This window comes from Desulfatiglans sp., assembly GCA_012513605.1.
Lineage (GTDB): Bacteria > Desulfobacterota > DSM-4660 > Desulfatiglandales > HGW-15 > JAAZBV01.
Genome location: JAAZBV010000001.1, coordinates 21,699 through 36,558 on the forward strand (window position 1 = coordinate 21,699; position 14,860 = coordinate 36,558).

Consider the following 14,860-nt stretch of genomic DNA (forward strand, 5'->3'; position numbering starts at 1 on the left):
ATATGTCGCAGAATAAAAAGATAAGGGCAACTACCATACTTGCAGTAAGAAAGGATGGAAGGTTTGTAATGGCAGGAGATGGCCAGGTAACTTTAGGTGAAACTATAATGAAGCACAAGGCCAAAAAAGTGCGATATATGTATGATGATACCGTGATAGTCGGGTTTGCAGGGGCTGCAGCAGATGCCTTTAATCTATTTGATAAACTTGAGGGTAAACTTGAGCAGTATAAAGGTCAGCTTACAAGGGCAGCGGTTGAGCTTGCAAAGGACTGGAGAACAGACAAGGTATTAAGAAACCTTGAGGCACTGCTTCTTGCCATGGACAGGGATCATACCCTTATAATCTCAGGGACCGGTGATGTGATAGAACCTGATGATACAGTGGCAAGCATAGGTTCAGGAGCGCCATATGCCCTTGCCGCTGCAAAGGCGCTGGTTAAACATTCCAGCCTGGATGCCCTTGCAATAGCAAAAGAGGCAATGCATATTACCTCTACCATATGTCTTTACACAAATGATATGATTGAGACCCTTGAACTTGATCTGTCAGATGAGAAACTAAATGAAAAATAGGGTTTATTAATGGAAAATTTTATGAAAATGCTTACGCCTGCTGAAATAGTGGCAGAGCTTGATAAATATATTATAGGCCAGGACGAGGCAAAACGTTCTGTTGCCATTGCCTTGAGAAACAGGTGGAGAAGGCAGCAGGTTGCCCCAGAGTTAAAGGATGAGATAGCGCCAAAGAATATTATTATGATCGGCCCAACAGGTGTTGGAAAGACTGAGATCGCAAGACGTCTTGCCACCTTGGCGAGATCTCCCTTTATCAAGGTGGAGGCTACAAAATATACTGAGGTGGGTTATGTGGGCAGGGATGTAGAGTCCATGATCAGGGATCTGACAGAGCTTGCAGTGAACATGGAAAAAAAAGAGGAGCAGGAGATCGTAAAGCTCAAGGCCCAGGAGCTTGCAGAGGAGAGGCTCCTTGATATGCTGCTACCTCCAGGCAGAGAGGTCGCAGATACCCCTGAAAATGATGAAGTGCAGGATGATGATATAGAAAATGAGCCTGTTGAATTAGTAGCTCCTGATACACCTGATATTAGTAATACAAGGGAAAAGCTGAGGCAGATGCTGAAGGATGGCAAGCTGGACAGCCGTTATGTGGAGCTTGAGATATCAAACAGGGCAACCCCAATGAATATTGAGATATTTTCAAGCACCGGTATTGAAGAGCTGGAATTCAATATGAAAGAGATCTTTGGCAACATATTTCAGGGTAAAAACAAAAAAAGAAAGATAAAGGTGACTGAGGCCCTTGATGTACTGTTTCAGGAGGAATCCCAGAAACTCATAGATATGGACAGGGTGGTATCTGAGGCTGTACGAAATACTGAACAGAATGGTATCATATTTCTGGATGAGCTGGATAAGGTGGCAGGCAATGAATCACGGCAGGGGCCTGATGTCTCAAGGGAGGGTGTGCAGCGTGATCTCCTGCCCATTGTTGAAGGATCTACTGTTATTACAAAATACGGCATGGTCAAGACAGATCATATCCTCTTTATCGCTGCAGGGGCATTTAATGTGAGTAAACCATCTGACCTGCTGCCAGAGCTTCAGGGCAGGTTCCCCATAAGGGTTGAGCTTGAATCCCTGGAGGTGGAGGATTTTATCAGAATACTTACAGAACCCAAAAATGCCCTTATTACACAGTATATGGCTTTACTGGATACTGAAGGTGTTGAGCTCGTATTTGAGGATTCAGCCATAGAGGAGATTGCCTCTATTTCGGCTACTGTGAATGAACAGATGGAAAATATAGGCGCAAGAAGGCTGCATACGGTTTTGGAAAAACTACTTGATGAGATATCCTTTGATGCGCCTGACCTTGAGATAAAAAAGGTTGTTATTGACAGCAATTATGTAAGGGAGAAACTTACTGATATACTGGAGGATGAGAATCTTAGCAGGTATATTTTATAAGCTTTCAGCCATCAGCAGTCAGCTTTCAGCTAAAGGCTTTAAAAAAGTTTTGGCTGACCGCTGATAGCTGATTGCTGATAGCTCTATAAAAATAACGTGGGTGAATTGATAATTTAAATAAATAGCAAAATAGTTGAGTTACATTATGAGTGAACAGACACCAAATACAGCAAGTGTTCTTATTGAGGCATTGCCATACATTCAGAAATTCAGCAATGAGACCATAGTGGTAAAATATGGCGGCCATGCAATGGTGGATGAGAACCTTAAAAAAAGCTTTGCCCTTGATATTATACTCATGAAATATGTTGGCCTTAATCCGGTTGTAGTTCATGGCGGGGGCCCACAGATAGGAAGCCTTTTAAAAAGCCTCTCAATAGAATCCCAGTTTGTTGACGGCATGAGGGTGACAGATAAAGAGACCATGGATGTGGTTGAGATGGTGCTAGTAGGCAAGGTTAACAAGGAGATAGTCTCACTTATCAACCAGAACGGAGGCCAGTCTGTTGGCCTATCAGGAAAGGATGGCCAGCTCCTTATTGCAAGCAAGATGAAGTATATAAAGGATAAGGGCAATAGTGAGCCGCCAGAGATAATAGATATAGGCATGGTAGGCCAGGTGGAGAAGGTAAATAACCGTGTGTTAATGAGTCTTATAGATAACCAGTTTATCCCTGTAATTGCGCCTGTAGGAGTCGGAGAGGGTGGTGAGACATACAATATCAATGCGGATCTGGTCGCTGGCAGCATTGCCGCATCACTCAAGGCCAGGAAACTGATGCTCTTAACGGATACTGCCGGTGTGCTTGATAAGAATGGTGAACTCATATCAAGTATAAAGGTCGATGAGGCTGACCGTTTGATAAAGGACGGGACAATAAAGGGCGGTATGATGCCAAAGATCAACTGCTGCCTGGATGCGCTGGCAAATGGCGTGGACAAGGCACACATTATTGATGGACGAAAGGAACATGCAATCCTGCTTGAGATATTTACAAAAGGCGGCATAGGAACAGAGATATTTAAGTAGTTAATACCGGAGATATAAAAGAAATGACAGAAACCAGATCAGATATCCAGCAACAGGCCGATAAATATATGTTTCAGACATACGGCCGATTTCCCATTACACTTGTCAAGGGTGAAGGGTGCCATGTATGGGATGAAACCGGAAAAGAATATATAGATTTTGTTGGCGGCATAGCTGTATGCGCACTTGGTCACAGCTCCCCCATTGTCACAAAGGCACTAATCGAACAGTCAAAGGAACTGGTGCATGTCTCAAACCTCTATTATACAGTGCCCCAGGTAAGGCTCGCAAAGCTCCTTGTTGAAAACTCATTTGCGGACAGAGCATTCTTTTGTAACAGCGGTGCAGAGGCCAATGAGGCAGCAATAAAGCTTGCAAGACGTTATTCATATGAAAAATATGGTGCAGGGCGAAACACCATAATATCCATGAAAAACTCATTTCATGGCAGGACAATGGCCACCATGTCTGCAACAGGGCAGGACAAGATAAAGAAGGGTTTTGACCCCTTCCTTGCAGGTTTTAAATTTGTCCCTTTTAATGATGTATCCGCTATTGAAACGGCTATTGATGAAACCATCTGCGCTGTAATGCTTGAGCCTGTACAGGGTGAAGGAGGTGTTATCATCGCTGATCATGAATATCTGAAAAAGGTAAGGGAGATGTGCGACAAAAAAAATATCCTCCTGATATTTGACGAGGTTCAGGCAGGAGTGGGTCGAACAGGAAGGCTTTTTGCCTATGAAAATTTTAATGTTGCACCTGATATAATGACGCTAGCAAAGGCACTTGGAAATGGCCTCCCTATCGGTGCTATGCTTGCAAGAGAAGAATTGAGCAGTGTATTCGGGCCAGGGAGCCATGCAACAACCTTTGGAGGCACACCCCTTGTTACAGCAGTGGCAGAGGCTGTAATAAACACAATTATCAATGATGGGATACTTGAAAAATGCAGGGAAACAGGCAGGTATTTCAGGGAAAAGCTTGGCCTGCTTAAAGATAAATATAGTTTTATAAAGGATATCCGCGGCATCGGTCTTATCAATGGGCTTGAAATGGATATACCCGGTGCTCCAATAGTTACAGAGTGTATTAATAGAGGTTTTCTTATAAACTGCTCTCAGGAGAAGATATTAAGGTTTGTTCCACCACTTATAATTTCAAAGGATGAAGTGGATTTGCTTGTTATAAACCTGGATGATATCTTCGGGAAGTGCTAAATGAAAAAAGATCTATTATCAATCAGTGATTTAAGCCGGGATGATATTCTAAACCTTATTGACAGGGCCATCGAGTTTAAATCAAAAGGCAGGAAAATAAATCGGTCTCTTGAAGGTTATACCCTTGGCCTTATTTTTGAAAAGGCATCAACCAGGACGCGTGTATCCTTTGAAGTGGCAATGTTCAGACTCGGTGGGCAGACCCTGTTTTTAAACAGGGCAGATACCCAGTTATCACGGGATGAGAATATCCATGATACTGCAAAGGTGTTATCCAGATATCTTGATGCGGTTGCCATTAGAACCTATTCCCAGAAACTGATTGAGGATATGGCAAAGCATGCTGATATACCTGTAATCAACGCCCTTTCAGACCTCTATCACCCATGTCAGGTATTAAGCGATCTTATGACCGTAAAGGAGAAAAAGGGTACAGTGGAAAAGATCAGGATAGCCTGGATCGGCGATGGAAATAATGTTGCCCATTCATGGATACATGCAGCCCAGATACTTGGGTTTGAACTTGTGCTCGCCTGTCCTCCGGGTTATAAACCATCACCTGAAGTATTGAGAGGTAGCGGCAATAATATCAGGGTAATAGAGGACCCGTACGAGGCGGTAAAGGGTAGCTCGGTTATAAATACTGACGTATGGGTAAGTATGGGCCAGGAAAAAGATCGCGTAAAAAGGATTGCCGATTTTAAAGGATATCAGCTTGATACCAGACTGATAGCTGCTGCGAACAAGGATGTTGTTGTCATGCACTGCCTGCCCGCGCACAGGGAAGAGGAGATAACTGGGGAGGTGCTTGACGGGCCGAAATCCATTGTATTTGACCAGGCAGAAAACAAGCTCCATCTGCATCAGGCATTGCTGGAAAAGTTAATATTAAGAAAAATAAATAATGGAGAAACATCGTGAAAGAAAAAATAAAAAAGATAGTTCTTGCCTATTCAGGCGGTCTTGACACATCAGTAATACTTACATGGCTGAAGGAAACCTATGATTGCCCGGTAGTGGCATATGCGGCTGACGTTGGTCAGGGTGATGAGGTAACAGGTATCAGGGAAAAGGCTGTTAAAACAGGCGCGGATGAGGTCATTATTGAAGACCTGCGCGAAGAGTTTGTTAAGGATTATGTCTGGCCTGCCATACGGGCAAATGCTGTTTATGAATCGGGCTATCTGCTTGGCACATCGCTCGCAAGGCCCCTTATCGCCTTAAGACAGGTTGAAATCGCCAGACAAACAGGGGCAGATGCTGTAAGTCACGGCTCCACTGGCAAGGGAAATGATCAGGTCAGGTTTGAACTTGCATATATGGCCCTTGAACCCGGGCTTAAGATCATTGCGCCATGGAAAATATGGAGCTTTAAGGGCAGGGAAGATTTGATCAAATATGCAAAGGAGAGGAATATCCCTGTACCTGTAACAAAGGCAAAACCATATTCAAGTGACAGGAACCTCCTTCATATAAGTTTTGAAGGTGGTATTTTAGAGGACACATGGGCAGAGGCAGATGAAAAGATGTTTACACTATCTGTCTCACCTGAAAAGGCCCCTGACAAAGCAACCTATGTTGAGATAGATTTTGAACAGGGTAATCCAACCAGGGTGGATGGTAAAGCTATGAGCCCTGCCTCCATACTGGCGCACCTTAATACCTTAGGTGGAATGAATGGCGTGGGAAGGGTTGATATTGTTGAAAACCGATATGTTGGGATGAAATCAAGAGGTGTGTATGAGACACCTGGCGGAACCATATTAAGGGTTGCACATCAGGCCGTAGAGTCTATAACAATGGACAGGGAGGTTATGCACATACGTGATGGTCTTATCCCCAGATATGCGGACATGATATACAACGGCTACTGGTTTTCACCTGAAAGGGAAATGCTTCAGTCACTTATTGACAAGAGCCAGGAGAATGTTACCGGCACAGCGCGTATCAAGCTGTATAAGGGTAACTGCATAACCGTGGGAAGAAAGTCAGAGCAGTCTCTCTTTAACCCTGAATATGCCACATTTGAAGGAGAGGATGTGTATAATCAGGCGGATGCAGGGGGATTTATCAGGCTGAATGCGTTAAGGCTGAAGATTGCAACTATCATGAAAAGAAAGTAACTTAAAAGGGTAGCTCAAGATGACTAAAAAGGTATGGGGAGGCAGGTTTACAGAGGATATCAATGAGGCAGTTGATTCCTTTCACTCCTCTCTGAGTTTTGATAAAAGGCTCTTTAGCCAGGATATAGATGGGTCAACAGCACACTGCCGCATGCTTTCAAAAAAGGGGATTATCCCTGAGGATGAGGCATCTGAAATTATAAATGCCCTTGCAGAGATCAAAAGAGAGATAGCAAGGGGTGAATTTTCAAAAGGGGATGATTACGAGGATATCCATACCCTGGTAGAAAAGGCCCTCATAGGAAAGGTGGGGCAGAAGGGCGAAAAGGTACATACAGGCAGAAGCAGAAATGACCAGGTAGCCCTTGATGCAAGGCTTTATGTAAGGGATGCCATTGAAAGGGATATAAATCTCATTAAAGAGCTCCAGAGATCCCTGGTGAACCTTGCAGTAAAAAACATCGCTGTACTGATGCCCGGATATACCCATCTGCAGCCAGCCCAGCCAGTGCTGCTCGCGCACCATCTTCTGGCATATTTTGAGATGCTAAAGAGGGATTGCGCCCGTTTTACTGACTGCAAAAAAAGGGTAAATGTAATGCCTCTGGGCAGCGCAGCCCTGGCCGGAACAACATTTGACCTTGACCGCAGCATGGTTGCTGATGAGCTTGGTTTTGACACCATATCCGATAACAGCATGGATGCTGTAAGTGACCGGGATTTTGTTCTTGAATATCTCTTTTCAGCATCAGTGCTTATGATGCATTTAAGCCGACTGAGTGAAGAGATAGTTTTATGGTCAACAAGGGAGTTCGGTTTTGTGATCCTGCCTGATGCATTCTGCACAGGCAGCAGCATAATGCCCCAGAAGAAAAACCCTGATGTGCTTGAACTTGTGAGGGGAAAGACAGGCAGGGTATATGGAAACCTTATGGGTTTGCTAACCACCATGAAAGGGCTCCCCCTTACCTATAACAAGGACATGCAGGAAGATAAAGAGGGTCTCTTTGATACAGTTGATACAATTGAACAGTGCTTAATGGTGTTAAGCATGCTTGTAAGTGAGATGCGATTCAACAGCGAGAAGATGTTAAACGCAACTGAGGAGGGTCATCTCATGGCCACTGACCTTGCTGATTATCTTGTCAATAAAGGCATGACCTTCAGGAATGCCCATGAGATAGTGGGCAAGGTTGTACTTTTCGCCATAGATAAAAAACGCACCCTGAAACAGCTTACGCTTCAGGAGCTTCAGGGCTTTTCTAGGCAGATAGAGGATGATGTTTATAAATGGCTTGAACCTGCTTCAGCCGTAACAAGAAGAAACCTTCACGGCGGGACAGGCACTGATGCAGTAAAAAAGAGCCTTGAAAGGGCAAAAAAGGAGATGGCATCTTGAAAACCATTGCAGTTATTTTACTGATACTTATTCTATGTGCATCATCTTTTACCGGATGCGGGAAAAAGAGCTCCCCAGTCTATCGTGAAACAGTTAAAATAAACAACCTTAAAGGAATTATCTGATTATGCATTTTTTTGAATATAAAAACAGGGAACTCTACTGTGAGGATGTAAGGATATCTGATATAGCAAAAGATGTTAAAACACCCTTTTATCTTTATTCACATGCAACGCTTGAAAGGCATTTCAGGGCATTTAATGATGCATTTAACGGGATTGATCATATCACCTGTTTTTCCATGAAATCAAATTCAAACATGGCTATATTGAAGCTTTTTTCAAATGCGGGAGGCGGGGTAGATATAGTTTCAGGCGGAGAGCTGTATCGCGCAATCAATGCAGGGGTTAGCCCTGAAAAGATCGTTTACTCAGGCGTTGGAAAAACAGCAGAAGAGATGGAGTATGCATTAACATCAGGTATTCTCATGTTCAATTCCGAATCTCCTCAGGAGATAGAAAAACTTGATGAGGTAGCAGGCAGGCTGAATAAAAAGGCAAAGATAGCAATAAGGGTTAATCCTGATGTTGACCCCCAGACACACCCGTATATTTCAACCGGTCTGAAAGAGAACAAGTTCGGTATCGATATTAACAGCTCATATGATGAATACCTCAGGGCAAACAGGATGACCAACCTTGAGGTAGCAGGGGTATCATGTCATATAGGGTCGCAGCTTACAAAGGTCAGCCCGTTTGTTGATGCCCTTAAAAAACTTAAAGACCTTATCATGAGACTTACCGAATCAGGGATAAATATCAGGTATCTTGACCTTGGCGGAGGGCTTGGCATCACATATAATGATGAAAAACCTCCTATGCCTCATGAATATGCATCTGCACTGAAGGAGACAATTGGGGATATGAATCTTACCCTTATCCTTGAACCGGGCAGGGTGATAGTGGGTAACTCAGGCATACTGGTTGCAAAGGTTCTCTATACCAAGAAAAATCAGGAAAAGAATTTTTCCGTGGTGGATGCCGCCATGAACGATCTTGCCAGGCCCAGCCTTTACGGGTCGTATCATGGGATAAGACCGGTAAAGATCGATTCGGAAGAGATAATCAGCATGGATATTGTGGGGCCGATCTGTGAGTCAGGTGATTTCCTGGCAAAAAACAGGGAGATACCAGCACTGAAACAGGGTGATCTCATAGCGGTCATGAGCGCCGGCGCATATGGCTTCAGCATGTCATCATCATATAATTCAAGGCCGAAGGTGGCAGAGATAATGGTAAAGGGTGACACCTATTACACGGTCAGGGAAAGGGAAACCTATGAGGACCTGATAAGGGGTGAAACTATACCTGATTTTTTAAAATGATCAATATTGGTAGAGACGGGTTTTAAAACCATCTTTTCTGAACAAAAATTGATTTCGTAGGGTCGGGTTTTACACCCGACCGATTGGCATGAAGAAATTATTGGCCAGGGAAATATATTGAAATGGAAAAAATAGAATTCTATAAGATGAGCGGAACCGGTAATGACTTTATCCTGATAGATAACAGGGATGAAAAGGTGCCTGATAAGGAGATGCGTCACATTGCTCAAAGGGCATGCAGGCGGCGTGACTCGGTCGGCGCGGATGGTATGATATATATCATTAATTCGGATAAGTATGATTTCAAGTGGAGATTTTTTAACTCTGATGGAAGCGAGGCGGAGATGTGCGGAAATGGAAGCAGATGTGCTGCCCGTTTTGCAATTCTTAATGGCATAGCTGGTGAACACATGACATTTGAAACCATTGCAGGGCTAGTATCCGCAGATGTATCTGGCAGAAGTGTGAAGGTGCTTATGCCCACACCAAAGGGGCTTAAGAAAGATATTAATATACCACTAGAAGAGGGCTGGGAGGCAATAGGTTTTGTTAACACCGGAGTCCCACATGTGGTTGTACATGTTAAAGAAATAAAGAACACACCTGTTTTTAAGCAGGGACGAGTAATAAGGTATCATCAGATGTTCCAGCCTTCCGGTACAAATGCCAACTTTATGAGTTTAAAGGCTAAAGATCATATTTATGTCCGCACATATGAGAGAGGAGTAGAAAACGAAACGCTTGCGTGTGGTACAGGCTCTATCGCTTCATCCCTTATCGCAAACGTCAGAGGGCTGGTTAACTCCCCTGTTACAGTTACAACAAGCGGAGGTGAAGAGCTGAAAGTTCACTTTGAAAAAAAAGGCACGGACTTCAGTCGCGTATGGCTTGAAGGCGGTACCTCAATAATATATAAAGGCGAATTACACGAAGAGGCGCTTTAGAATAGCTGTGAGAAATCAGCTTTCAGAATTCAGCCGGAGAAAGTGACTTTTATTAACTGAGAAAGTAAAAGTTAAAAAGGAGATAAAATGTTTCAGGGATCCATTGTAGCACTGGTCACACCGTTTAAAAATGGAAAGGTTGATGAAGAGGGCTATCGCGCGCTTATAGAAGAACAGATAGAGCAGGGTACAAGTGCCATAGTGCCTTGCGGCACAACAGGTGAATCTGCTACATTAAGCATTGAAGAGCATAACAGGGTGATTGATATAGCGATCAAGGCTGTAAACAAGCGCGTGCCTGTTATAGCTGGTACAGGCGGTAACAGCACAAGCGAGGCAATAGAACTTACCATGCATGCTAAAAAGGCAGGCGCGGATGCCACACTACAGGTAACTCCATACTACAATAAGCCAGGGCAGGAAGGCATGTACAGACACTTCAAGGCTATTGCAGATGCCGTGCCTCTTCCTCAGGTACTCTACAATGTGCCTGGCAGGACAGGTGTTAATCTTATGCCTGAAACAGTTGCAAGGCTTGCTGAAATAGCAGAGGTAGTTGCAATTAAAGAGGCATCAGGTAACCTTGCACAGATGACAGAAATAATGACACTTGCTGGGGATAAGATTACGCTTCTTTCAGGGGATGATAATCTTATAGTTCCTGTGCTGTCAATAGGAGGGAAAGGCGTTATATCTGTTATTGCAAATGTTGTTCCAAAGGATACTGCAAATGTTGTAAGTACATGGCTTAATGGTGATATAGAAAAATCAAGAAAGTTATTCCTGAAACTCTATCCTCTGTGCCAGGCCATGTTTTATGAGACAAACCCGATCCCTGTTAAGACATCCCTTGCACTGATGGGTAAGATGAGTGGTGAAATGAGGTTACCCCTTTCGCCGATGTCCGATGCAAATTTAGCCAGGCTTAAAAAGGCATTAAAGGATTACTGGCTTATAAAATAGAGGTTCAGGGTTTAAGGTTTACGGGTTGGCGTATTACTGACCTTTATGTTTTAGCTGAATGCTGAAAATTTCCCCCAAAAAAAAAGATTTTTGGGGGAATAATAATGAGGTAAAAATGGTAAACATAATTGTGGCTGGCGCTGCCGGGCGCATGGGAATAAGGATTATAAATATAATAAATGAAATAGAAGGTGTGAGGCTTGCAGGCGCGTTTGAACACCCTGATAACCCGATGACAGGGCAGGATGCAGGTCAGACAGCAGGTATTGGCATTAAAGGTGTAAAAATCAGCAACTCTCTTATGGATATAGTTGCTTCAGGGGATGTGATTATAGATTTTACCATCCCTGCCGCTACCATGAGCAATGTTAAAAATGCCGCTGCCTCTGGCAAGGCAATAGTAATAGGTACAACAGGGATAACAGATGAACAGATAAAGGAGATAAAAAGTTACTCAAAAAAAATCCCTGTAATACTTGCGCCCAACATGAGTGTTGGTGTTAATGTGATGTTTAAAATTGCTGCTGAGATGGCAAAAATACTTGGCAGTGATTATGATTTAGAGATAATAGAGGCGCATCACAGGTTGAAAAAGGATGCCCCGAGCGGAACAGCAATAGGTCTTGCAAAAAAACTTGCAGAGGCAACAGGGCGTGACCTTTTAAAAACAGCGGTATACTCAAGGCATGGTATGATAGGTCAGAGAACAGATGAAGAGATAGGGATCCAGACAGTGAGGGCAGGGGATATCACAGGTGATCATACTGTGCTTTTTGGAGGTATTGGTGAACGGCTTGAACTTATACACAGGGCACATAACAGGGATAATTTTGCCAAAGGCGCTGTAAGGGCCGCAAAGTGGATTGTTAACAGAGAACCGGGGCTCTATGATATGCAAGATGTCCTGGGATTGAAGTAAAGATATGAAAACTGTTTATATAGGAATCGGCAGCAATCTGGGTGACCCCTATGAAAACTGCATAAAGGCGATTGAGGCCATAAAAAAGGATCATTTTACCGGGATCAGGGCATTGTCTCCATTTTACAAGACGCAGCCTGTCGGTATAGAAGGTGATAACTGGTTTATAAATGCGGTGCTTTGTATTAATACCGGCCTTTCCGCTACAGAAATTATACAGATGCTGCTTGATGTGGAAAATAGAATGGGAAGGGTCAGGACAGGTGTGAGGTGGGAATCACGTATTATTGACCTTGATGTACTCCTGATAGGCAGCGAGATAATAAATGATAAAAACCTGATTGTACCCCATCCACGCATGCATTTGCGAAGGTTCGTGATGGCCCCTATGGTTGATATAGCGCCTGATCTTATACACCCCGTTTTAAAGAAGAGTATGAGGGATATCCTGAATGAGATACCTGAAACTGATCAGGCGATAAAGCTTATGGTGAAAAACTAATGGTACGCCTTCTTATTTATATAGTCCTTCTGTATGTCATTTACGGCCTTGTAAAAAGGCTGTTGCTTTCAGGCCCTAAAGAGAAACGCAAGTCAGATCCTTCCGCCATGATCAGCGAGATGGTGCAGGACCCTTACTGCAAAACCTATATCCCTAAGCACGAGGCATACAGGGCAATATTGGGGGGTAATGAGATACTCTTCTGCAGTAAAGAGTGTGCTGAAAAATATAAAGATAAACTGAAAAATTAAATTTTATAACAATATAGTTGGTTCTGGAGGGACAAATGAAATTTTTTATTGATACCGCAAATATTGATGAGATCAAAAAGGCAAATGAACTTGGTCTGCTTGACGGTGTAACGACAAATCCTTCACTTGTAGCAAAGGAGGGGAGGGAGTTTAAAGAACTTATTAAAGAAATATGCAATATTGTCGATGGACCTGTTAGCGCAGAGGTATTAAGCCTTGAGACGAACGGGATGGTTTCTGAGGCAAGGGAACTGGCAAAGATTGCAAATAATATAGTCATCAAGATCCCGCTTGTTAAAGAAGGGCTCAAGGCAGTAAAGATACTTTCAGGCGAAGGCATAAAAACAAATGTAACCCTCTGTTTTTCGGCTGTGCAGGCCCTTATGGCGGCAAAGGCAGGGGCAGATTACATTAGCCCGTTTGTGGGCAGGCTTGATGACATAGGCCAGATAGGAATGGAGCTTGTGGAACAGATAACAACCATCTACGAGGCATACGGGTATGAAACAGAGATTATAGTAGCAAGCATCAGAAACCCGATCCATGTCCTGGATGCAGCTCTCATGGGGGCTGATATAGCTACAATACCCTATAAGGTGATGGAACAGCTTATAAAACATCCCCTTACTGATATAGGGATCACCAATTTTATGGCTGACTGGAAAAAGGCAAAATAGGATTGCAGGTGTGTAGTATGCTTTCTCTGTTATCAGGAAAAGTAAACCTGAATGAATCAAATATTGGCATGTATGTCCATACGCATTCTATTACAGGCATGATTATAACACTAAATATTTTTTTGCTTTGCCTCATATATACCGCTTTTATTCCTTGTGCAGCATTGGCTGATATCTACAAATACAAGGATAAAAACGGTGTAATGCATTTTACAAATATAAGGTCTGATATCCGTTATACCCTGTACATTAAGGAGGCAAGAGAAAACCCTGATGCATTTATAACCAAATATGATGTAATCATTGAAGCGGCATCAGAAAAATTCAGTATGGAACCATCTCTTGTAAAGGCGGTTATCAAGGCTGAATCGGGTTTTGATCATACTGCCGTATCATCCAAAGGTGCTCAGGGGCTGATGCAGCTAATGCCGGGTACAGCAGAAGATATGGAGGTTGATGACCCCTATAACCCGGAAAAGAATATTTTTGGTGGAACAAAGTACCTTAGCAAGATGATGGAGAGATATAAAAATGATGTCAGGCTGGCGCTTGCAGCATACAATGCAGGACCTGAAAAGGTTGATAAATATAAGGATGTACCGCCTTTTAATGAAACAAAGGCCTTCATTGAAAGGGTCATGAAATATTATGACCAGTATCTTGCAGCCAAATAAGAATGCCTGCTGAAATATTTAGTATTTATTATTATAAACCCTCTATTTTCAGTTGACAAAAAGAATAAAAACACTAAAATGGGCGAACAATTTGCGGGAATAGCTCAGTGGTAGAGCCTCACGTTGCCAACGTGATTGTCGCGGGTTCAAGTCCCGTTTCCCGCTCCACCTAAACAATAAAAGGTTAATCCCGCGTGAGCGTGATTAACCTTAAAAATTTTAGGCGGCATAGCCAAGTGGCTAAGGCAGCGGTCTGCAAAACCGTTATTCCCCAGTTCAAATCTGGGTGCCGCCTCCAGTATTTGAAAAGGGATTAATCTAAAGCAGGTTAATCCCTTTTTCTATCCAATATTAAAAAAGGTTTACAATAAGAGCGGGTCAGAGAAGATCAACGATAAGGTATTTAAGATATAGATTAAGCTGAAAGCTATATCCTGGTTGACCTTCTTTCCGGATGGACATTTTTTAAATTCTTATGGACTTTCTGCTTGCGTGCTTGTTATATAGATATCCCGCTCGACTTACTATTAAGGATGAAAGGAGTTATTATGCTTAAGGAATCTGAACGTACAAAAGATTTTTATATAAAAAATTATAATTCAGGAAGGTGTTTATGTGGTGACTATAAACCCACAGGATTATCATTTTGTAGGGATTGTTTTAAATCACTCCCTGACGAGATCAAGGATGGGCTTAAGGTTGAGATTGAGAAAGAAGAATACAGGTTTTCCTGGAACAAGGCATATGAACATTTTATAAATATTGGAAGGGTAGGTATCGATA

General features: G+C 42.9%; 16 protein-coding genes and 2 tRNA genes. All 18 read left to right on the forward strand.

All coding sequences use genetic code 11. From position 1 onward, the window contains the following. Positions 1–2 precede the first annotated feature (2 nt). Entirely contained in the window at positions 3–575 is a 573-nt protein-coding gene (hslV, locus tag GX654_00080) for an ATP-dependent protease subunit HslV (GenBank protein ID NLD35250.1), read from the forward strand. 21 nt (positions 576–596) lie between these two features. Then, a complete protein-coding gene (hslU, locus tag GX654_00085; GenBank protein NLD35251.1) occupies positions 597–1,991 on the forward strand; it encodes an ATP-dependent protease ATPase subunit HslU in 1,395 nt (464 codons plus the stop codon). A 145-nt stretch (positions 1,992–2,136) separates the two neighbouring features. Beyond that, entirely contained in the window at positions 2,137–3,021 is an 885-nt protein-coding gene (argB, locus tag GX654_00090) for an acetylglutamate kinase (GenBank protein NLD35252.1), read from the forward strand. A gap of 23 nt (positions 3,022–3,044) precedes the next feature. After that, positions 3,045–4,241 carry an aspartate aminotransferase family protein gene (locus GX654_00095; protein NLD35253.1) on the forward strand — a complete coding sequence of 399 codons (1,197 nt, stop codon included), beginning with the start codon at positions 3,045–3,047 and terminating at the stop codon, positions 4,239–4,241. Further along, positions 4,242–5,162, forward strand: coding sequence for an ornithine carbamoyltransferase (gene argF / locus GX654_00100; protein ID NLD35254.1), 921 nt, complete (start codon positions 4,242–4,244; stop codon positions 5,160–5,162). It begins immediately after the preceding gene. After that, positions 5,156–6,364 (forward strand): argininosuccinate synthase, encoded by a 1,209-nt coding sequence (locus GX654_00105; GenBank protein NLD35255.1) that lies wholly within the window; start codon positions 5,156–5,158, stop codon positions 6,362–6,364. The genes argF and GX654_00105 overlap by 7 nt, the downstream gene beginning before the upstream one ends. 19 nt (positions 6,365–6,383) lie before the next feature. Further along, positions 6,384–7,763, forward strand: coding sequence for an argininosuccinate lyase (gene argH / locus GX654_00110; protein ID NLD35256.1), 1,380 nt, complete (start codon positions 6,384–6,386; stop codon positions 7,761–7,763). 127 nt (positions 7,764–7,890) lie between these two features. Continuing rightward, complete coding sequence (lysA, locus tag GX654_00115) at positions 7,891–9,147, forward strand: diaminopimelate decarboxylase (GenBank protein ID NLD35257.1); 1,257 nt, start codon at positions 7,891–7,893, stop codon at positions 9,145–9,147. Between the two features lie 122 nt (positions 9,148–9,269). Continuing rightward, positions 9,270–10,091, forward strand: coding sequence for a diaminopimelate epimerase (locus GX654_00120; GenBank protein ID NLD35258.1), 822 nt, complete (start codon positions 9,270–9,272; stop codon positions 10,089–10,091). A gap of 87 nt (positions 10,092–10,178) precedes the next feature. Continuing rightward, positions 10,179–11,054: a 4-hydroxy-tetrahydrodipicolinate synthase gene (locus tag GX654_00125; GenBank protein NLD35259.1), complete on the forward strand. Its 876-nt coding sequence runs from the start codon at positions 10,179–10,181 to the stop codon at positions 11,052–11,054. 115 nt (positions 11,055–11,169) lie between these two features. Beyond that, complete coding sequence (dapB, locus tag GX654_00130; protein NLD35260.1) at positions 11,170–11,973, forward strand: 4-hydroxy-tetrahydrodipicolinate reductase; 804 nt, start codon at positions 11,170–11,172, stop codon at positions 11,971–11,973. Between the two features lie 4 nt (positions 11,974–11,977). Next, positions 11,978–12,475, forward strand: a complete 498-nt coding sequence (gene folK / locus GX654_00135; protein ID NLD35261.1) for a 2-amino-4-hydroxy-6-hydroxymethyldihydropteridine diphosphokinase — start codon at positions 11,978–11,980, stop codon at positions 12,473–12,475. Further along, complete coding sequence (locus GX654_00140; GenBank protein ID NLD35262.1) at positions 12,475–12,726, forward strand: hypothetical protein; 252 nt, start codon at positions 12,475–12,477, stop codon at positions 12,724–12,726. Before folK ends, GX654_00140 begins: the two co-directional genes overlap by 1 nt. 35 nt (positions 12,727–12,761) lie before the next feature. Continuing rightward, positions 12,762–13,403 (forward strand): fructose-6-phosphate aldolase, encoded by a 642-nt coding sequence (fsa, locus tag GX654_00145; GenBank protein NLD35263.1) that lies wholly within the window; start codon positions 12,762–12,764, stop codon positions 13,401–13,403. A 17-nt stretch (positions 13,404–13,420) separates the two neighbouring features. Next, positions 13,421–14,077, forward strand: coding sequence for a lytic transglycosylase domain-containing protein (locus GX654_00150; GenBank protein ID NLD35264.1), 657 nt, complete (start codon positions 13,421–13,423; stop codon positions 14,075–14,077). Between the two features lie 93 nt (positions 14,078–14,170). Continuing rightward, positions 14,171–14,245, forward strand: a tRNA-Gly gene (locus GX654_00155). 54 nt (positions 14,246–14,299) lie between these two features. Beyond that, positions 14,300–14,375 (forward strand) — tRNA-Cys (locus tag GX654_00160). A gap of 250 nt (positions 14,376–14,625) precedes the next feature. Beyond that, on the forward strand, positions 14,626–14,860 hold a 235-nt coding region (locus tag GX654_00165; GenBank protein NLD35265.1), incomplete at its 3' end, for a hypothetical protein.